The 19,708-nt window shown below is 56.3% G+C and carries 19 protein-coding genes; 14 read left to right on the top strand and 5 right to left on the bottom strand.

The features are described from left to right. The first annotated feature begins 45 nt into the window (after positions 1 to 45). The 14 genes from fliH (at position 46) to hmeg3_RS08245 (ending at position 13,254) form a co-directional block, all read left to right on the top strand. Positions 46 to 744: a flagellar assembly protein FliH gene (gene fliH, locus hmeg3_RS08310; RefSeq protein ID WP_094563319.1), complete on the top strand. Its 699-nt coding sequence runs from the start codon at positions 46 to 48 to the stop codon at positions 742 to 744. A gap of 42 nt (positions 745 to 786) precedes the next feature. Further along, entirely contained in the window at positions 787 to 2,190 is a 1,404-nt protein-coding gene (gene fliI / locus hmeg3_RS08305) for a flagellar protein export ATPase FliI (protein WP_094563318.1), read from the top strand. A gap of 37 nt (positions 2,191 to 2,227) precedes the next feature. Next, entirely contained in the window at positions 2,228 to 2,668 is a 441-nt protein-coding gene (gene fliJ / locus hmeg3_RS08300) for a flagellar export protein FliJ (RefSeq protein ID WP_094563317.1), read from the top strand. A gap of 38 nt (positions 2,669 to 2,706) precedes the next feature. After that, on the top strand, positions 2,707 to 3,942 hold the full coding sequence (locus tag hmeg3_RS08295; RefSeq protein WP_094563316.1) for a flagellar hook-length control protein FliK: 1,236 nt from the start codon (positions 2,707 to 2,709) through the stop codon (positions 3,940 to 3,942). Between the two features lie 152 nt (positions 3,943 to 4,094). Beyond that, positions 4,095 to 4,616, top strand: coding sequence for a flagellar basal body-associated protein FliL (fliL, locus tag hmeg3_RS08290; RefSeq protein WP_094563315.1), 522 nt, complete (start codon positions 4,095 to 4,097; stop codon positions 4,614 to 4,616). A gap of 4 nt (positions 4,617 to 4,620) precedes the next feature. Continuing rightward, positions 4,621 to 5,634, top strand: coding sequence for a flagellar motor switch protein FliM (gene fliM, locus hmeg3_RS08285; RefSeq protein WP_094563314.1), 1,014 nt, complete (start codon positions 4,621 to 4,623; stop codon positions 5,632 to 5,634). Continuing rightward, a complete protein-coding gene (fliN, locus tag hmeg3_RS08280) occupies positions 5,627 to 6,073 on the top strand; it encodes a flagellar motor switch protein FliN (protein WP_094563313.1) in 447 nt (148 codons plus the stop codon). Before fliM ends, fliN begins: the two co-directional genes overlap by 8 nt. Beyond that, positions 6,070 to 6,555, top strand: a complete 486-nt coding sequence (gene fliO / locus hmeg3_RS08275) for a flagellar biosynthetic protein FliO (RefSeq protein ID WP_094563312.1) — start codon at positions 6,070 to 6,072, stop codon at positions 6,553 to 6,555. Before fliN ends, fliO begins: the two co-directional genes overlap by 4 nt. Then, a complete protein-coding gene (gene fliP / locus hmeg3_RS08270) occupies positions 6,542 to 7,309 on the top strand; it encodes a flagellar type III secretion system pore protein FliP (protein WP_094563311.1) in 768 nt (255 codons plus the stop codon). The genes fliO and fliP overlap by 14 nt, the downstream gene beginning before the upstream one ends. A gap of 9 nt (positions 7,310 to 7,318) precedes the next feature. Then, entirely contained in the window at positions 7,319 to 7,588 is a 270-nt protein-coding gene (fliQ, locus tag hmeg3_RS08265) for a flagellar biosynthesis protein FliQ (RefSeq protein WP_094563310.1), read from the top strand. 42 nt (positions 7,589 to 7,630) lie between these two features. Beyond that, positions 7,631 to 8,434 carry a flagellar biosynthetic protein FliR gene (fliR, locus tag hmeg3_RS08260; RefSeq protein WP_094563309.1) on the top strand — a complete coding sequence of 268 codons (804 nt, stop codon included), beginning with the start codon at positions 7,631 to 7,633 and terminating at the stop codon, positions 8,432 to 8,434. Positions 8,435 to 8,626: 192 nt separating this feature from the next. After that, positions 8,627 to 9,847, top strand: coding sequence for an efflux RND transporter periplasmic adaptor subunit (locus tag hmeg3_RS08255; RefSeq protein WP_094563308.1), 1,221 nt, complete (start codon positions 8,627 to 8,629; stop codon positions 9,845 to 9,847). 12 nt (positions 9,848 to 9,859) lie between these two features. Further along, positions 9,860 to 11,818, top strand: coding sequence for a MacB family efflux pump subunit (locus hmeg3_RS08250; protein WP_094563307.1), 1,959 nt, complete (start codon positions 9,860 to 9,862; stop codon positions 11,816 to 11,818). Beyond that, on the top strand, positions 11,818 to 13,254 hold the full coding sequence (locus hmeg3_RS08245) for an efflux transporter outer membrane subunit (protein WP_094563306.1): 1,437 nt from the start codon (positions 11,818 to 11,820) through the stop codon (positions 13,252 to 13,254). The genes hmeg3_RS08250 and hmeg3_RS08245 overlap by 1 nt, the downstream gene beginning before the upstream one ends. 53 nt (positions 13,255 to 13,307) lie before the next feature. On the opposite strand, the gene flgL is transcribed toward hmeg3_RS08245, so the two are convergent. The 5 genes from flgL to hmeg3_RS08220 all read right to left on the bottom strand — a co-directional run bounded on the left by flgL (position 13,308) and on the right by hmeg3_RS08220 (position 19,664). Further along, positions 13,308 to 14,441, bottom strand: coding sequence for a flagellar hook-associated protein FlgL (gene flgL, locus hmeg3_RS08240; protein ID WP_094563305.1), 1,134 nt, complete (start codon positions 14,439 to 14,441; stop codon positions 13,308 to 13,310). A gap of 19 nt (positions 14,442 to 14,460) precedes the next feature. Further along, complete coding sequence (gene flgK, locus hmeg3_RS08235) at positions 14,461 to 16,728, bottom strand: flagellar hook-associated protein FlgK (protein ID WP_094563304.1); 2,268 nt, start codon at positions 16,726 to 16,728, stop codon at positions 14,461 to 14,463. Positions 16,729 to 16,891: 163 nt separating this feature from the next. Further along, on the bottom strand, positions 16,892 to 17,836 hold the full coding sequence (gene flgJ / locus hmeg3_RS08230) for a flagellar assembly peptidoglycan hydrolase FlgJ (protein WP_094563303.1): 945 nt from the start codon (positions 17,834 to 17,836) through the stop codon (positions 16,892 to 16,894). Between the two features lie 13 nt (positions 17,837 to 17,849). Further along, the gene (locus tag hmeg3_RS08225; RefSeq protein ID WP_094566211.1) at positions 17,850 to 18,989 is read right to left on the bottom strand and encodes a flagellar basal body P-ring protein FlgI; all 1,140 of its coding nucleotides are present in this window, start codon (positions 18,987 to 18,989) and stop codon (positions 17,850 to 17,852) included. 15 nt (positions 18,990 to 19,004) lie between these two features. Continuing rightward, positions 19,005 to 19,664 carry a flagellar basal body L-ring protein FlgH gene (locus tag hmeg3_RS08220; protein ID WP_094563302.1) on the bottom strand — a complete coding sequence of 220 codons (660 nt, stop codon included), beginning with the start codon at positions 19,662 to 19,664 and terminating at the stop codon, positions 19,005 to 19,007. Positions 19,665 to 19,708 lie beyond the last annotated feature (44 nt).

Here is a 19,708-nt window from a genome sequence, read left to right as displayed (position 1 = left end):
GACGCATCGCATCAGTTGTGACCACCCAGCTTTACCGGATCTGAAATGGCATCACGAAACAACATCATTCCCAAAGAACAGATGACGCCTTATCAGCGTTGGGAACTGGCGTCCTTCGACGAAGCAGAGGAATTGCCTCCGCCGACGGAAGAAGAGCTCCTTGATGAACCGCCACCACCGCCGTCACTGACGGCAGAAGAACTCGACGCTATCCGCGAACAGGCACGCCAGGAAGGCTATGCCGAAGGCCAGCAACAAGGATTGCAAGCAGGTCGCCAGGAAGGCTACATGGCTGGTTTGCAGCAAGGCCAGCAGGAAGTCAACGAAACCATCCAGCATTTGCGTCAGATTGCCGTCTCATTCGGCACTGAAGTAGCGCAATGCAGTGAAAGCATGGCGCCGGAGCTGCTCAACCTCGGCCTGGACTTGTCCAAAGCCATGCTCAAGACCGCCCTGAAGGTCAAGCCGGAACTGATTCTGCCGACCATCAGCGCTGCCATTCATTCGCTGCCCAGTTTGCAATTGCCGGCGCTGCTGTACTTGCACCCCGCCGACGCAGCACTGGTCCGCGAAAGTATGGAAGACGACCTCAACCAGCATGGCTGGCGCATTGTTGAAGATCCCGAAATTGATCGCGGCGGCTGCCGCATCGAAACTGGCACCAACCAAGTCGATGCCACCATGCAGACACGCTGGCGCCGTATCGCAGAATCGCTCAGCAAGCAACTCGATTGGCTGGAGTAGCAGCATGATCGCACCCGGCAACCCTCATTCAAAGGTGCAACGATGAACTCGCCGATGCCCTCCCACTTCAGCCGCTGGCAGGCTTATCTGCATAATTGCAGCGGCTTGGTGGGGATGACTGAGCCACCCCAAATTTCAGGCCGCGTCACGCGCGTGGCAGGCCTCGTCATGGAAGCCGTCGGTCTCAAATTGCCGGTCGGCAGCCCCTGCACTGTTCCACTGCCAAATGGCAACCTGATCGAAGCAGAAGTCGTCGGGTTCCAGGATGATCGACTCTTTTTGATGCCACAGAGCGATGTTGAAGGCATCGTTCCGGGCACCCGCGTCTATCCGGTGGAACCGGTCAAGCCACCACCGCGCACAGGCCCGATCGCTTATGTTCGCCGCCTTGATGAACACAGCCGTCGACTGCCGGTTGGCGATGAATTGCTGGGCCGCGTACTCGACGGCGCCGGTCGCCCACTCGACAATCTGGGCCCGCTGCATACCGAAAATTCCGCGCCGCTCAATGTCCGCGCCGCCAACCCCTTGGGCCGCGCCCCGATTGTCGATATCCTCGATACCGGCGTGCGCGCCATCAACAGCATGCTGACCGTTGGCCGTGGCCAGCGCATGGGCTTGTTTGCAGGCTCCGGCGTCGGCAAGAGCGTGTTGCTCGGCATGATGGCCCGCTATACCAGTGCGGACGTCATCGTGGTCGGCCTGATCGGCGAACGGGGACGCGAAGTCAAGGAATTCATCGAGCAGATCCTGGGCACGGAAGGACTCGCACGCTCGGTAGTCGTCGCTGCCCCGGCAGACACACCACCACTGATGCGCCTGCAAGGAGCCGCCTATGCGACCGCTATTGCCGAATACTTCCGCGATCAAGGGAAAAACGTCCTGCTGATCATGGATTCGCTGACGCGTTACGCCATGGCACAGCGTGAAATCGCACTGGCCATCGGTGAGCCGCCGGCCACCAAAGGCTATCCACCATCGGTATTTGCCAAGTTGCCGGCACTGGTGGAACGCGCCGGTAACGGCGATATTGGCGGCGGCTCGATTACCGCGTTCTATACCGTCCTCACCGAAGGCGACGATCAACAGGATCCGATCGCCGATGCGGCGCGCGCGATCCTCGACGGCCACATCGTACTCAACCGGGTCTTGGCCGAGGCCGGACACTATCCTGCCATCGATATCGAACAGTCAATCAGCCGCGCCATGCACAGCATTACTTCCATGGAACATCAGCGCGATACGCGCCGGCTGAAACAGTTGTACTCCCGCTATCAACGCAATCGCGACCTCATCAGCGTGGGCGCCTACGCAGCCGGAACCGATCCGATTTTGGATCAGGCAATCCAGCTTTTGCCGCGAATTGAAGCGTTCTTGCAGCAGGGAATTCCGGAAAGAGCGGGTGTTACTGAGAGCTTGGGGCAACTTACCGCTCTATTCCAGTGATTGAGCACTTAGCCCGGAAAATATAATCAAAGCTACCATGGCTACGACCTCTGCCCTCGAGACGCTGATTGAATTGGCGACCAAAGAAACCGATGAAGCGACAAAACGCTTGGGCCGGGCTGTACGTACGAGTGAAGAAGCACAGCAGAAACTTGTTATTTTGGAACAATATCGTGATGATTATGCTTTGCGCTTTCAGGAAAGCTTATCATCTGGTTTGACGGCGATGAGCTATCGTAATTTTCAATTGTTTATTGAAAAAATCGACGGTGCCATTTCCGGACAGCAAGACGTAGTACGCAATGCGCAGCAACGTGTCGCCGATGCTCGGGCGGCATGGCAGGCATGCGAACGCAAGCGGATGTCGTATGGCACGCTGGCGACACGCGCCAAACAAACTGCGCAGTTGCGCGAAAGTCGACGTGATCAGAAGCAGACGGACGAGCATGCTTCCCGTATCACGTTTTACAAACGGTAGTAACCGGTAAGAACGGTAAGCAAGGACTGGCGGAAACGATGAACACACAATTGCCGATACTGAATGTCGCGAGCATGCAGAATTCTGCACGCCCGGCAACGCAAGCCGATTCCTTCTCGGCCGACGTCCCTTTCAACCAAGTGTTGAACAAGGAAGTCAGCAACCGCAACACCGAAAACCAAAGCAAACCAAACAACGCTACGCAGGACAATACGGCCGATGCAGCCAAGCCTGCGACGCCGACACCTCCTGCAAGCACTGCATCCGGCTCGGATAGCAGCACCAAGACGGCCTCCACAGACGAAAAGACCGACGAAGATCAGGCCGCCGACGACCAAAGCACCACCGATGCAGCGTCGGCGCAAATGCTAGCGTTGGTTGCCAATCTGGGTCAACTCGCGGTTCAGCCGGCCGCCAAGAAAACAACCGACGCCGATATGGATGCTCTCGCCAATCAAAAAGGCGGCAAAAAGAGCATCTCGGTCATCAACGCAAAAGACCAGAAAGACTTGGCCGACCTGCAAAAACAGGATGATGGCAAAGGTGGCAAGCTCGACGTGTCCAGCCTGTCGGACAGCAAAGACGTCACCGACAGCAAGGACAAGCCTGTCTTCCAGGCGCGCTCTGCCGCTGACAAGCCACAAACTGAATCGCCGGTCAGCACCAAAGCCGTTCAAGCCGACCTGCAAGACGCCGCCAATGCTGCGCGCGCGGTGAAAGCAGCTCCTGAAGCCGTCATTAAACCTGCAGACACAGCACCTACAGCCGCCACGGTCGTCCCTGCCCTGCAACAGACGCTGACAGTGAGCCAGCAAGCCGCGATCGCCGGTCAAGCCGTGGATCGCCTTGCCCCGACGGTAGGCGGCAAAGGCTGGGATCAAGCCGTGGGACAAAAGGTTTTGTGGATGGCCACCAACGGCACGCAAACCGCATCGCTGACCCTCAATCCACCGGATCTGGGTCCATTGCAAGTCGTTCTGCACGTGACAAACCAGCACGCCGACGCCACCTTCATCACCGCACAACCGGAAGTGAAACAGGCGCTTGAAAACGCCATGCCGAAGCTGCGCGAAATGATGGATCAGGCCGGCATCCAGCTTGGTCAGGCAACCGTCAATTCCGGCAATCCGAATCAACAGCAAGGCGGCAATCAGCAACAGGCACGCAGCAATGGCGCAGCACGTTTCGGCGCGGATGAAGCTGACGTCAATGTTGCCGTTGTGCCCCGCCCTGTCGCAACCGGTGGCCAAGGTCTCGTAGATACATTTGCATAAGCGCAAAAAACAGATAGATAACGCGACCAACAATCGGGTTAACCAGAATTCAAAAAAGAAGCAGGTGTCCGGACAGCAGCATTCAATATCAGCAGATTCTTGCCGATAGTAATTTGATGTGTACCGCAGGCGCCTACGAAAGGGAAAAATAGATGGCAACAAAAGCAGCAAAACCGGCAGCCAAGGGGGCTGAAGCAGAAGCGCCGGCACCAAAGTCGAAAAAAATGCTCTTCATCATTGTGGGCGTCGTTCTGTTGCTGGTGATCGGCGGCGGTGCGGCCGCCTTCATGATGATGGGCAGCAAAGCGAAAAAAGGCGGGGAAGATCATCCCAAAGAAGAGGCTGCCTCCAAGGTGCCGGTCTTTGTCGTGATCGAACCTTTCGTGGTCAACCTGCAGCAAGAAACCGGCGACCAGTTCTTGCAAGTCGCCCTCACACTGCAAGTACCGAATGCGGAAACTGCAGAAACGCTTAAAGTCTTCATGCCGCAAGTTCGCAGCCGTTTGCTGATGGTGTTGTCCAGCAAAAAAGCTTCCGAATTGCTGACCAGCGAAGGCAAACGCAATCTGACCGATGAAATCATCGATCAACTGGGTGAACCATTTGCCGGCGGCGGCAAAGGTCCGACAATTACCGACGTGTTTTATACCTCTTTCGTGATTCAACAGCAGTAGCATCATGGCCGAACACTTTCTATCCCAGGAAGAAGTCGATGCACTCCTAAGAGGAGTGACGGGGGACGAAGACGAAGAAAAGCTCGTCGAAGAAGCCCCCGGGACGGTACGTAACTACAATCTTGCGACGCAAGAGCGTATTGTGCGCGGCCGTATGCCGACGCTCGAAATCATCAATGAGCGTTTCGCCCGACTCTTCCGTATCGGCCTGTTCAACTTCATTCACCGTACGGCCGAGATTTCAGTCGGTCCGGTGAAAGTCGCCAAGTACAGCGAATTCATCCGTAATCTGGTCGTGCCGACCAACCTGAACCTGGTCCATATCAAGCCGTTCCGAGGTATTGGCCTGGTGGTGTTCGATCCGCAGTTCGTGTTTCTGCTGGTCGACAACATGTTCGGTGGCGATGGCCGTTTCCACACCCGCATCGAAGGTCGTGAATTTACGCCGACCGAGCAACGTATCATCATGCGCGTGCTGGAGATCTGTTTCGAAAACTATGCAAAGTCATGGGAGCCGATTTACCCGATCGAATTCGAGTACATCCGCTCTGAGCTGAACACGCAGTTCGCCAATATTGCCACCCCGAACGAAGTCGTGGTCTCGACCACCTTCACTGTCGAACTGGGCCCGGTCAGCGGCGAGATTCACATCTGCACACCCTACTCGATGATCGAGCCGGTTCGCGACAAGCTCACCAGCAGCATGCAAGGTGAAGCGCTGGAAGTCGACAAGCGCTGGATCCGCCTGATGAAGCAACAGATTCAGACTGCCGAAGTTGAGCTCATTGCCAACTTCGGCACCGCCCGTGTCACATTTACCGACTTGCTGAACATGCAGGTCGGCGATGTCATCCCTCTGCAAACCGTCACGCCGGTCACTGCGCAGGTTGATGGCGTCCCCGTGATGGAATGCAGCTATGGCAAATTAAACGGTCAATACGCATTACGCGTCGAAAAACTGCTATCCATCACACATAACGAAACACCGGAAAGTATTCAAGGAGAGCAGAATGGCTGAAGATAACGTTGACCAAACAGCGGCGGAAGACGATCCGTGGGGTGCCGCGTTGGCCGAACAAACGCAGGCTGAAGAGTCACAGAAAAAAGTTCCGGAAGAAGAAGGCATCGCCGCCAAGCCGGCTGAAGCAACCATTTTCAAAGACCTCAGCGCTGCTGACCTGCAAACCAATACACCGAATGATATCGACTTCATCCTCGACATCCCGGTACAGCTGACAGTCGAACTGGGTCGCACCAAGATCGCTATCAAGAACCTGCTGCAATTGGCACAGGGTTCCGTGGTCGAACTGGACGGCATGGCCGGCGAACCGATGGATGTGCTCGTCAACGGCTGCCTGATTGCACAAGGCGAAGTCGTGGTGGTGAACGACAAGTTCGGTATCCGCCTGACTGACATCATTACCCCCGCAGAACGCATTCGCAAGCTGAATAGATGAGCCGTCCAAGTCGCCTCAGCCTTACTCTTGCTTGCAGGTTTTACAGCCGCAGCGTCTACAGCCTCATTGCAGTTATACCGGCAGCGCTCGCTGCCGGTGCGGTTCAGGCGGCCGAGCAGCAACCGGCCGCCGCGCTCCCCTCCACGACCGGCAGCATCTTTACCATGCTATTTGGCCTGATCGCCGTGCTGGCGCTCATGGTCGGTATCGCATGGCTGTTCAAGCGCAGCGGTCTGGCGCCGAACACCAACGGCAATGCAGTGGCAAAAATCATCGGCGGCGTCAGCGTCGGTACGCGTGAGCGCGTTATGGTCATTGAAGTCGCTGACCAGTGGATCGTGGTCGGCGTCGCTCCAGGACGCGTCAACACCTTGGCCACCATGCCGCGTCAGGAGCATGTCGCAGCACCGGCCTCCACGGCGTCCGCCAACTTCGCCTCCTGGCTCAAACAAACTATCGATAAGCGTAATGGCAGCAGTTAGAACATTCCTGGCGCGCTCACCTTCCTGGCTGCGCCTGTTGCCGGTCCTGTTGCTTTGCCTGCCGCTTGCGGCTTCTGCGCAGGGATTGCCGGCCTTCACCAGCACACCGTCTGCCGGCGGCGGTCAGACCTACAACCTCAGCATCCAGACGATGCTGTTCCTCACATCGCTGTCTTTCATTCCTGCGGCGCTGCTGATGATGACCTGTTTCACCCGCATCGTCATCGTGCTATCGCTGCTGCGTCAGGCGCTTGGTACCTCGTCGACGCCACCGACGCAAGTGCTGGTCGGTCTGTCGTTGTTCCTGACGTTTTTCGTCATGGGGCCGGTGTTCGACAAGATCTACGTCGACGCCTATCAGCCGTTTTCGGAGAACAAGATTTCCATGATTGATGCAATGGAAAAAGGCTCCGGCCCGCTCAAAGAATTTATGCTGAAGCAAACGCGCCAGTCTGACCTCGCCCTGTACGTCAAGCTGTCGCACAGCCCGGATCTGCAGGGTCCTGAGGACGTGCCGCTGCGACTGTTGATCCCGGCGTTCATCACCAGCGAACTCAAGACTGCATTCCAGATCAGTTTTGCTATTTTCATCCCCTTCCTGATCATCGATATGGTTGTCGCCAGTATTCTGATGTCCATGGGGATGATGATGATGTCACCCGCCATTGTTTCGCTGCCGTTCAAACTGATGCTGTTCGTGCTTGTCGACGGTTGGCAGTTGCTGATCGGCTCGCTGGCGGAAAGTTTTTACTAAGGTTCGATCATGACTCCTGAAAGCGTAATGTCCCTTGGCCGCCATGCCATGGAAATCACCCTGATGATCGCCGCACCGATGTTGCTGACCGCATTGGTAATCGGTCTGCTCGTCAGTATTTTCCAGGCCGCGACGCAGATCAATGAAGCCACGCTGTCTTTCATTCCCAAACTGGTCGGGGTATTTTTAGCGCTGATCATTGCAGGCCCCTGGATGATCAGTGTCATGCTGGACTACATGCGCCTGATGTTCACCGGCATTCCCGCGATGGTGCAATAGCACCGGTGACAATTGCGTGTCATTTACGCAATCCGACAAAACATGATCAACTTCACCAGCGATCAGCTTGCAATCTGGATCGCCTCCTTCATCTGGCCCTTGACCCGTATCCTCGGGTTGTTGTCGATTGCGCCGCCATTCGGCAGCGCCAGCGTGCCGATGCTGGTCAAGATCCTGCTGGGCGTGATGATCTCGCTGGTGATCGCTCCCGATGTTCCGATACCGCCTGCGCTTGATCCGGCCTCAATCACCGGTCTGATGATCCTGCTTCAGCAATTGCTGATCGGCTTGGCGATGGGATTTGCAGTGCGTCTGGTATTTGCCGCCATCGAAATGGCCGGTGAACTGACCAGTAACACCATGGGCCTGGGTTTTGCGGTGTTCTTCGACCCACAATCGCAAGGCCGCACTTCTGCAATCAGTCAGTTGTTTTCACTGCTGGGCACGCTCGTGTTCCTGAGCATCAACGGCCATCTGGTTCTTGTCGCCGTGATGGCGGACAGCTTCCACACGCTGCCAATTACGGCTGCGCCGATCACAGCGGAAGGATTTCACTACCTCGCCCTGTCAGGCGCACGTATCTTCAGCATGGGCCTGCAATTGTCCCTGCCGATGCTGGTGGCACTGTTGATCACCAACGTCGCCTTGGGCATCCTTACGCGCGCTGCGCCGCAGTTGAACCTGTTCGGTATCGGCTTTCCCATCACCATGGTGGCCGGCTTCGTGCTCATTGCCGTCTGTTTGCCCTACATGCTCACGCCGATGCAACACTTCCTCAATGACACCGTGGAAACAGTGCGCATGCTGGGCGGCATGGCGACCATACCGCCGATGCCCAAGCGCTGAAATACCTGCCCCCGCCGACACGCCTATTTCCCGAATAGCGCTGACCGGCTTTTACAGCGGCATTACATCTACTTTACGCATCTTTACAGTTGAAGGCCGCGATCGGAGGCACACTTACTCCTCGCTGCAATACGCAGCAATACCGGGACCGCCTGCCGCCATTTTCCCGGTATTTATCAACCGTCATGACGCATGAATATCCGACAAAAGAAAATCCTCCGCTACGCCCTCATTGTTGCTCTCGCCCTGGTGCTTTTGGCCTTTGCCAAACTGGCTTTTTACCCGTCGACGGTGGAGCCCAATTACCTGACGGCCACTGCTGAGCGACGCGACATTCAAGATACCGTTCTTGCCAGCGGCACCATCAAAGCATTCAAGCAAGTCAGCGTCGGCGCTCAGGCCTCAGGCCAGATCAAGTCGCTCAAGGTTGCACTGGGAGATCAGGTCAAGAAAGGCCAGCTGGTCGCCGAAATCGACTCGCTCACGCAAGAGAACGCGCTGAAAACCGCCGAAGCGGAACTGGAAGATACCCGCGCACAATTACGCGCCAAAGAAGCGACCTTGAAGCAATCCGAACTCGCCTACCAACGTCAGCAGCAAATGCTGGCACAGGACGCCAGCTCGCGCGAGAATTACGAGACTGCCGAAGCCACGCTCAATACCACCAGAGCGGACATCGCCGCCCTCAAGGCGCAAATCGACAAGGGCAAGATCTCCGTCGATACCGCTCGCGTGACCCTCGGCTATACGAAGATCACTGCACCGATCGACGGTACCGTTGTGGCTATCGTTGCGCAGGAAGGCCAGACCGTCAATGCCAATCAAAGTACGCCGACCATCATCAAGGTCGCGCGCATGGACACGGTCACCATCAAAGCGCAAATCTCGGAAGCAGACGTCACTCGCGTCCACACCGGGCAACAGGTGTACTTCACCATTCTCGGCGAACCCGACAAACGCTACACCACCACGTTGCGCTCCATCGAACCAGCACCGGATTCGATCTTGCAGGACGACACCTCGACAACATCCACCACGTCGACCACCAGCAGCAGCACATCGACGGCGATCTATTACAACGGCTTGCTGGATGTTCCCAACCCCGACGGCAAGCTGCGGATCTCCATGACCACGCAGGTATATGTCGTGCTGGCAGAAGCGCGCAATGCCGTCGTCGTCCCATCCACTGCACTGGGTGAACGCGATGCCGACGGCCGCTACACTGTGCGCGTACTCGATGCGCAAGGTAAAGGCACCGCTACCGCACGCAAGGTGCGTATCGGCATCAACACCAACGCCAACGTACAAATCACGGAAGGCCTGAACGCTGGAGAGCGTGTCGTCATCGGCAACAGCAACGGCGCAGATGCTGTCACTACCAACACTCGCCGCGGTCCGCCGCCAATGATGTAAGGGAGTGTATGCATGAATACACCCTTACTTGAACTACGGAATCTGTATCGCGAGTTTCCGGCCGGAGAGCAGACAATCACCGTTCTCAACGACGTCAACCTTCGCATCCATGCAGGTGAGATGCTGGCCATTGTCGGCGCATCCGGCTCGGGGAAATCGACGCTGATGAACATCCTCGGCTGCCTCGATAAACCGACACGCGGGAGCTATGTCATCGCAGGCCGGGAAACCGGTCAGCTCACGCCCGATGAACTGGCGCAGCTGCGCCGGGAGCATTTCGGCTTCATCTTTCAACGCTACCATCTCTTGCCGGATCTGACCGCGCTCGGCAATGTCGAGATCCCGGCCATCTATGCCGGCAAGGAGCGCACCAGCCGTCATGATCGCGCCGCCGGACTGCTGCGACGCCTTGGGTTGGCTGACCGCATGCAGCACAAGCCCGGACAACTCTCTGGCGGACAACAGCAACGCGTGAGCATTGCGCGTGCACTGATGAATGGAGGCCAGGTCATCCTCGCCGACGAACCCACCGGCGCGCTCGACAGCCACAGCGGCCAGGAAGTCATCAGCATCCTCAAGGAACTTCACGCTGAAGGCCACACCGTCATCATCGTCACGCATGACATGCAGGTCGCGGAACATGCTCAGCGCATCATTGAAATCAGCGATGGCGTGATCATCAACGACCGCCGCAAAGCGTCAGCGGCGTTACCCGAAAAGCCATCCTCACCGCCCCCAAAAACGGCACCTGTTGTGACCATGTGGCGCGCCGGTCTGGATCGATTGTCCGAAGCCTTCCACATGTCCCTGCTGGCGATGAATGCGCATCGCCTGCGTACCTTCCTGACGATGCTGGGGATCATCATCGGTATCGCCTCCGTGGTATCCGTGGTGGCGCTCGGCGCCGGGTCACGCGAGCGTATTCTCAAAGACATCAGCGCCATGGGCACCAACACCATCGACGTTTTTCCCGGTAGTGATTTCGGCGATATGAAAGCCTCGGCGATACGCACGCTGGTGCCCGCAGATGCGGATGCATTGGCGCAGCAAGCTTATGTCGACAGCGTCACGCCAAGTGTGGCGACAACATCGTCGGTGCGTTATCGCAATGTGTCGGTCAGTGCGCAGATCAGCGGCGTGGGCGAGCAATATTTCCGGGTGCGCGGACTCGCCATGACGGACGGACAAAGCTTTGACCGCAGCAGCGTGGAACGCCGCGCTCAAGAAGTCGTCATCGATGCCAATACACGCCAAAAACTGTTTGCCGAAGGCGTCAATCCGCTCGGCGAAGTGATCCTTCTCGGCAGTGTTCCCTGCCGGATTATTGGCGTGACGAAGAAGCAGGAAAGCGGTTTCGGCAACAACGATAGTTTGAATGTCTGGGTGCCGTACACCACCGCCATGAGCCGCCTGCTGGGACAAAATTATCTGAAAGGCGTCACGGTGCGTGTCAGTGACAGTGTCTCGTCCGCCGCCGCCGAACAAGGCATCGTGAAACTGATGACATTGCGTCATCGCACCAAAGACTTCTACGTCTTCAACACGGACAGCATTCGCCAGACTATCGAAAAAACGACTGCCACACTGACTTTGCTGGTATCGATGATCGCGGTTATTTCACTGATCGTCGGTGGTATCGGCGTCATGAACATCATGCTGGTATCAGTCACCGAACGTACGCGCGAAATTGGCGTACGCATGGCTGTCGGCGCGCGCCAAAGCGACATCATGCAACAGTTTTTGATCGAGGCGGTGCTGGTATGTCTGTCGGGCGGTTTGCTCGGCGTCTTGCTGGCGTTGTCGTTCGGCGCCTTGTTCGCCAGCTTCAGCAAAAACTTCGCGATGGTGTATTCGACGACCTCCATCATCTCTGCCTTCGTCTGCTCCACCCTGATCGGCGTCGTGTTCGGCTTCCTTCCTGCGCGCAATGCGGCGCAACTTGATCCGGTCGATGCACTGTCGAGAGAATAATGAAGAAACACCTTACCTTCAACCTTGGGTTCCGTCCTGCTGCCTTGGCTGCAGCCATGCTGTCCACCAGCTTGCTGAGCGCCTGCGGCTCGCTGGTGCAAACACCCTATGTCGCCCCCAAGACTGCGATCCCCGCGACCTGGACTCATAGCAATGACCGTGATGCACTCGATGGAGGCAAATGGTGGCGACATTTTGGCGACACCAATCTCGATCGTCTGATCGATGAAGCACTGCGCCGCAATAATGATCTTGCCGCGGCTACCATCAAGGTGCGCCGCGCACAGCTTCAGGCTGGTATCGCTGCGGACGAACGCCTGCCTGCCTTGAGCTCCAGTACGTCGACCACTTACAACCGCTATCTGCGCAATGATCGCAGCAGCTACAAGACAAGCTCCACGGCGGTGACGCTGAGTTATGAAGCCGATCTCTGGGGCAAGCTTGGCAGCCAATATGACGCGAAAAAATGGGAAGCCCTGGCTACTGAACAAGATCGTGAAAGCACCGCCCTCAGCCTGATCGGTACGACCGCCAATCTGTACTGGCAAACCGCCTATCTGAATCAGCGTATCGCGCTCAGTCTGGAAAGCATTGCCTACGCCGAGAAGACGCTCGCGCTGGTGCGTACGCAATACCAGGCAGGCGCCGTATCCTCATTGGAGGTATTGGAAGCAGAGCAGAATCTCTCGACACAACAGTCGACGCATACCGAGCTCCTGCAACAACAGGTTGAAGCGGCCAACTCGCTCGCCCTGCTCTTCGACGGCCCACCGGGGAAAAGCTATCCGTCGCCGCAACGCTTGCCCGAGCAAGCATTGCCGCAGCTACAGGCCGGGCTGCCTGCGGATCTTCTTGGACGCCGTCCGGATCTGCGTGCAGCGGAATTGCGCCTGCGCGAATCTCTCGCCACCGTTGACTACACCCGCGCCAGCTACTATCCCAGTCTTACACTCACTGCTGCTGGAGGCGGCAGCAGCCAGGACCTTCGCAATGTCTTGCTCAATCCGATCGGAACGCTTGGGGCCGGGCTGATGCTGCCGTTTTTGCAGTGGAACCAGATGCAGCTCAACATCAAGTCCTCGCAAGCAGACTATGAGAGCGCCGTGGTGAGCTTTCGCCAGACGCTCTATACCGCACTTGCCGATGTCGAAAACGCACTATCGGCGCACGAGCAATACGCTAACCAGGGAGCTTTGCTGGAGAAGAATCTGAAAGCGGCACAGACAACGGAACGTCTCTATGAGCTACGCTACCGGACAGGGTATGTGGCCTTGAAAGACTGGCTGGACGCGCAGGAAAAGCGCCGCACAGCAGAAGTGTCGCTGGCGCAGAACCGGCTTAACCGGTTAAATAACCAGATGACGCTGTATCAGGCGCTGGGTGGTGACATGCAAAGCGAAGACAGGCTTGCGGCGATGCGGTCAGGAAGCGAGTAAAGGGAAGAGAAATCAGGACGCCGGGTGAACGCAGGCTCACCCGGCAGAAAGAATTACTTGAGGTAGTTCAACAGCGTCAGACTGGTAGTCGACACAAACACTTTTTGTGCTGCTTGCAGATATTGCTGCTGAAGAGCCAATTGGCTAACCAGTTCAGTCGTATCGCTCAGGTTACGACCCAGCAAATCGTTGGTTGTCTGAGTGTATTGCTGATCCAACACCTTGCCCTGTGCATCAAGGTTATCCAGTTCGTTCTGACGCGCACCCACCGATGCTGTCGCGGCTTCGATATTACTCATCTGCGAAGTGATCGAGGCCTGGAACGAATTCAAAGTACGCGTCAAGGCGGCCTGACTTCCAGCAATCGGCGTACGCGCCGCATCGGCTTTGTCGGACAACAGTTTGGCATTGGCAGCTTGTGTCAACAGTGTCGCGTAGTTGGGATCGGTTGGCTTGGCTGCGTCGAGTGCGGCTTGTGCTGTCTTGTATGCCTGAATCGGGAACTGGCCTGAACTCGGGGGATATTCAAATGTATTGGCGGCCGTGGTGTCGGCGTTATTTGCCGCCTCTGTGGTCGGCACGGACAACAAGGTGATCATGTTCTGCATCATCTTGAATGTATCCACACCATTGCCTTGAAACACTGACTGTCCCGAAACACTGATTTCCATCTGACGTGTCGCCCCGACTTGCAGCGTTTGCGCACCTTGGTCACCGTTATAAACGATGTTGCCCGAGTCGTCGAAAGAAAACGGTGCAGCGCCGCTCTTATAACCGCCAAACACGTAATTGCCCAGGCCATCGGTGGAATTGGCAAAGCCCAGCATTTCGTTGAGATTACCCTTCAGTTCCGACGCCATGTTGGCACGCTCGGCGTTGGAAAATGATGCATTACCGGCAGCAATGATGTCCGATTTGAGCTTGGACATCATGTCGGTGACGCTGCTCAGCGCATTGCTGACAGTTGCCAGGGAGCTGTTGGCATTATTGCGATTAGTCGCAAACTGGGTATTCAGCGCTTGCGTCTGAGCCAAGTCCAGTGCGCGCGCAGCGGCAATCGGGTCATCGGACGGAAGTAAGACAGTCTGGCCCGCGTTAATTTGCTGGTTGAGCTTTAAAATCCCACCCTGCATGCTGGTCAGATCATTGTTGCTCAACTGATAAATCATATTGGTGCTGATACGCATTTTAATCTTCCTTCAAACTTTAACCACCAAGGGTGAACAAGACGTTCAGCATATCGCTGGCAGCCTGAATAATCTTGGCTGCGGCCTGGTAGGCCGTCTGGTTCTTGATCATGTTGGCCAATTCCTCATCCTGATTCACGCCGGACTCAGATTGCTGTTGCTGCTGAATGGATGTCAGACGGGCATTTTCAGCCTTATTGGTGACATTTATTTCATTGGTTTTGTTGCCGATGGTCGCAACGAGCTGCGAATACGACCCCTGAAACGACGTGTTCCCAATGGTATTGGCTGTCTGTAATGCGTTCAAAGCCTGAGCATTGCGGTTGTCGTTGACGCCGTTGGTATTCGGGCCAAGATAGAATTGGTCGCCGTTAGCCGGTTGGCCAGTGATCTTGAAGCTGGCGCCGGCAGTCGTGAACGTATCTCCCGACGTGTAATTGATCGCTGCGCCGGCCGCATAGTTAGTCGTGGTGCCGTCTGCATGTGTCACCACAACAGCACCAACCGAAGCCGACGGCGTGAACTGATTGGTAGTGCTGTTAAAAGTAAACGTGAACTTGGTGCCTGCCGCCAACGACGTGTAGGACGAGTTGATCGTGCCGGACGAAATCGTTGCAGTGCCACTATTGGCCGGCACCGGCGAGAACTTGTACGCGTCTCCATTGGCTGGTGCGCCACTCAACACAAAGCTCACGCCACCGCTCGAAACCGTTGCTCCTGCCGAATAAGGAATCGGTACTCCCGCCGCATATGTTGTCGTCACGCCCGCGGTAGTCGTCACGTTCACCGATGCCGGCGGCACCAGCGCCAGGGAGGTCGTACCGGAACTGTAAGTGTAAGTCTGGGTGGCACCGGTCGTAAATGTCGCTTTATCGACTGTGGCCGAAGTAATCACGCCGGTACCCGTATTACCGGTAGTGACGAGACCCATGTCGGTCACGGCATTGCTTCCAGTCAGCACCGGCGTACCAGCGGCGACGAGTTGCGTATTAGTGATAGCCACGCTCATCGAACTGGCACCGTTCACGGTCGGCTTGATCAGGAAGCTGTCTCCGGCCGCCATTGTCGGCGTAGGAAGAGTATAGGTCACACCATCAATTGTGGCAGGGAATGTACCCGCAGGCGTTGCCGTAGGATCGACGACGGTTTTGGTGTTATCGGACAAACGCGTGAACGTATACTTGGTACCGTCATAGCTCAGCTTGTAATCGCTGGTCGACAACTTGGATGGATCCGTAATGGTCGCGGTCAACGCTGCCGTGGATGTATTCTTGCTGTCGCTATAGACCACTGGCTTACCGACGGTGAAGAAATCAGTACCGAGGTTGCCATTCTGATCCTGGCCCAGCTTGTGCTGCGTGTTGAATGCTGTCGCCATGGCAATGGCGATGCGGCCGAGCGTATTTTGTGCTACGTCGAGCGTCTCGCTGCGATATTGCAAGAGACCACCAAGGCTGCCGCCACTGAACGCCGAATCCGGAATCAGGACGTTTTGACCATTGGTCTGATAAGAAATCTGCAGACGGGTCGGATCATTAGTTGCCGGGGTCGCCACCAGGGCCGACACTGTGTTGCCCAACACCAGCGGCTGCCCATTGCCGATGAATACGCTCATCGAACCATTGTCTTGTGGCAAGGTCGTGACTTTAACGACTTTATTAAGATCAGCAATAGCCTGATCGCGCTGGTCCAGCAAGTCATTAGGAGCAACACCAGTACCGCCGGAAGCCTTCAGAATGGCCTGATTAAGCGCCAGGATCTGATTGGCGTAAGCATTGATGGTATCGACCGTGGAGGTGATCTGGCTATTGACGCCGTTGCGGCTCTGCGTCAATTGATCATTCAGGCTCTGGAAGCGCGCCGCCAGAGTCTGGCCGGCAGAAATAACAGATTGGCGTGCACCGTCAACGTTCGGTGTCGAGGCCAGATTTTGCGTGCTCGCAAAAAAATCTTGCAATGCCGGCGACAAACCTGCCGATGTATCCGCGATCAGATTATTGATCTGACTGATCTGCGTAGCATAGGAGTCCAGCGAACTGGCTGTCGTCTGGGACGACAATACTTGTTTGTACAGAAAATCATCATAGACGCGCTTGATTTCTGCAACCTGGGTACCTTGTCCGACAAATCCATAGCCGTAGTTGATACCACCAGCCGTGCTTTGCACGACCACCTGCCGGTTGTAACCCGGTGTTGTCGCATTGGAAATATTGTGGCTGGTCGTCGCCTGCGCTGCCTGAGCCGCGGCGAGAGCACTCTGCCCGATACTGAAGATGCTGGTAGCCATACGATATTTTCTTTAACGGAATATCCTGATCAACGGCATTTCGTCAGGAAACTTTAGGAACGGCCGGCAATGAATTTGAGAGTTCGCCAACCCGTCTGCGTTCCCGAAAAATGACAATTCATTCTGGCCGCATCCACTGCTTCCCTGAGAATCAGGTCGAAAATTATGCGGAGAGAGATTGACGGATGATGCGCGATAGCTTTTCCGCATAATGCGGATCGGTTGCATAGCCTGCGCGTTGCAGACCGTAGGCAAAACCGTGAGCGTCTTGCGCGTTCGCCAATACTTTTTCGTAGCGAGGATTGCTGCGCAGCAGCTTGGCGTAGTCCTGGAAGGCTTCCGAGTAGGAGTCGTAAGCGCGGAATTTTTCAATCTTGCGCTGCGCCACGCCATTGACATACTCAACCGTGGTCGCCTCGACCACCTTGCCGGTCCAGTTGCCAGTGGCCTTGATGCCGAACAGATTGTGCGCTGAGCTACCGTCGCGGGCGCGGATTTCCTTCTTGCCCCAGCCGGTTTCCAATGCAGCTTGCGCCAGCATGAACTTGGCTGGGATACCAGTGACCTGACTGGCTGCTTCCGCATCGGCCTGCAGACGGCTTTGGAATGCTTCGACATGCGCCGGGCGTTGCTGACCACCCTTGTTACGTTTGCCGCCGCCCTGCGATGCATCATCGGTACTGTTGGCGATGCCTTGCACCAGGCGTGCCTTATCGAGATCACTCAGACTATTGGCCAGCGGGATATCAAGCGGCAAGGACGACGATGCCTCATCGTCGGTCGGCAATTGCTTGTTGAGACTATGTGAAAGCTGACGCACCAACATATCGGCCAGACCGACACCGCGCTGCGCCATGTTCTGGCTCAACTGCTGATCCAGCATGCTGGTAAACATCTTGGTCTGCTGATTGTCGAACAAGCCATCTTGCGGCGTCGCGTCGCGCATGCTCTTCATCATCATGTTCAGGAACAAGGCCTCGAACTGTTTGGCCGCGCCCTTGAGCGACTCCGGCGACTGCGCAGCTGCCGACGATTTCAGACTGTTCAGGCTGTTGGCATCGACGGCAAGGCTTTCAGTCGGATTGACCGGCTTGATGTTGTTGATCATGAGCTTGCCTTGATTAGATGATTTCCAACTCGGCGCGCAGCGAACCAGCTGCCTTCATCGCTTGCAGAATTGCCAGCAAATCCTGAGGTGTTGCTCCGATGGCGTTGAGCGCCTTGACCACATCGGCCAGAGAAGCTCCGCCCTTCAGGTACATCACCTTGCCTGGTGTCGAATTGATCGAAATTTGCGCATTCTGATTGGCCGCCGTCTGACCACCGGACAAGGCGCCTGGCTGACTGATGCTGTTTTCAGCGTTGATCACCACTGACAAATTACCGTGTGAAACGGCGCAGGTATCGAGGCTCACGGACTGATTCATCACGACTGAACCTGTACGGGCATTCAGAATCACCTTCGCGCTGACACGTGCAGGAATGACGTCGATATTTTCCAGCGCACCGAGGAAGGCGACACGCTCACCGCTACCCACCGGGGCGCGGATACGAATCACGCGGCCATCTTGCGCTACCGCGGTGTCAAAACCGAACCGCTTGTTCACTGCTTCCACCACACGGCTGGCGGTGGAAAAATCGTTGTCGTTCAACTCCAGATTAATGGCGTCGCCTTGGCCCAGTGCCGAAGGAACCGCACGTTCAACCGTGGCGCCGGCAGAAATACGGCCTACGCTTAATTGATTGATGGTGGTGCTGCTACCGGCCGCCGATGCACCGGCACCGCCGACCACGATATTGCCTTGCGCGATTGCATAAATCTGACCATCTGCACCTTTAAGCGGGGCCATCAACAGGGTTCCACCGCGAATACTCTTGGCGTTACCGATCGATGACACGGTGACATCCAGCGTCTGGCCCGGCTGCGAGAATGCAGGCAACGATGTCGTCACCATCACGGCAGCAACGTTCTTCAATTGCATGTTGCTGGTCGAGGTGCTGGGAAGATTCACGCCCAGTTGCTGAAGCATGCTGACGACGCTTTGGACTGTGAAAGGCGTTTGCGTGGTTTGGTCACCGCTGCCGTCGAGACCGACGGCGAGGCCGTAACCGACCAGTTGATTCTGACGTACGCCCTGAATGCTGGCGAGATCCTTAAGACGCTCGGCGTGCGCAACACCAGCACTGAGCAAAGTAATGGAAGCGAGCAGAACCGACACTAACCGGCTGGTGTGCTGCGCCAAGAATGAACGTTGAATCATCATGCGACTCCCTGATCAGAACGGTGAGACGCTGAAGAAAAAGCGCGACAACGAAGACATAAACTCGGCCATATCGACACGAGTATTGGTGCGATATTCCACTTTGGCGTCGGCCACTGCGGTCGACGAAACGGTATTGCCGGTAGCGATTTTGTCAGGGCTGACGGTACCCGAGAAGCGCACATATTCAACGCCCTTGTCGAGAGCGACCTGCTTCTCGCCGCTGACCAAAAGATTACCGTTAGGCAGTACTTCGATCACTGTCACACCGATCGTGCCGGTGAAATTGTTACTGGACGAAATAGCGCCCTTCTCATCGTATTTATTGGTGCTGCCGCCGCTGCCGGACAATTCCTTGATCGAGGTGCCGAACAAGGTCGGCGCAACTGCGGTCGCGCTGCCGGTTTTGCTGGACGAGCTGCCAGCGGACTTGGCTGCGGTTGTATTTTCATTGATGACAATGGTCAGGGTATCGCCAACCAGACGCGCACGACGATCTTCCAGCAGCGGGCGATAAGCCGCCGACTGGAAAATCGCGCCGTTGGTCGGTGGCGCATACGAAGCCGGTTCGGGCCGGGCCGACTTCGGCCCGGTGACGATCGACTCCGGCACGGTAGTACATCCAGCGATGGCGAACATCCCGATGATGGCAGCAAATTTCAGCAGGCTATTCATGTTTGCCTCATCCCATTTCATCAAAACAAAGTAGTACAAATACG

Source organism: Herbaspirillum sp. meg3 (assembly GCF_002257565.1).
Classification (GTDB): Bacteria; Pseudomonadota; Gammaproteobacteria; order Burkholderiales; family Burkholderiaceae_D; genus Herbaspirillum.
The sequence above is the reverse complement of the archived record's forward strand: the minus strand, read 5'-3'. Positions and strand labels throughout refer to the sequence as shown.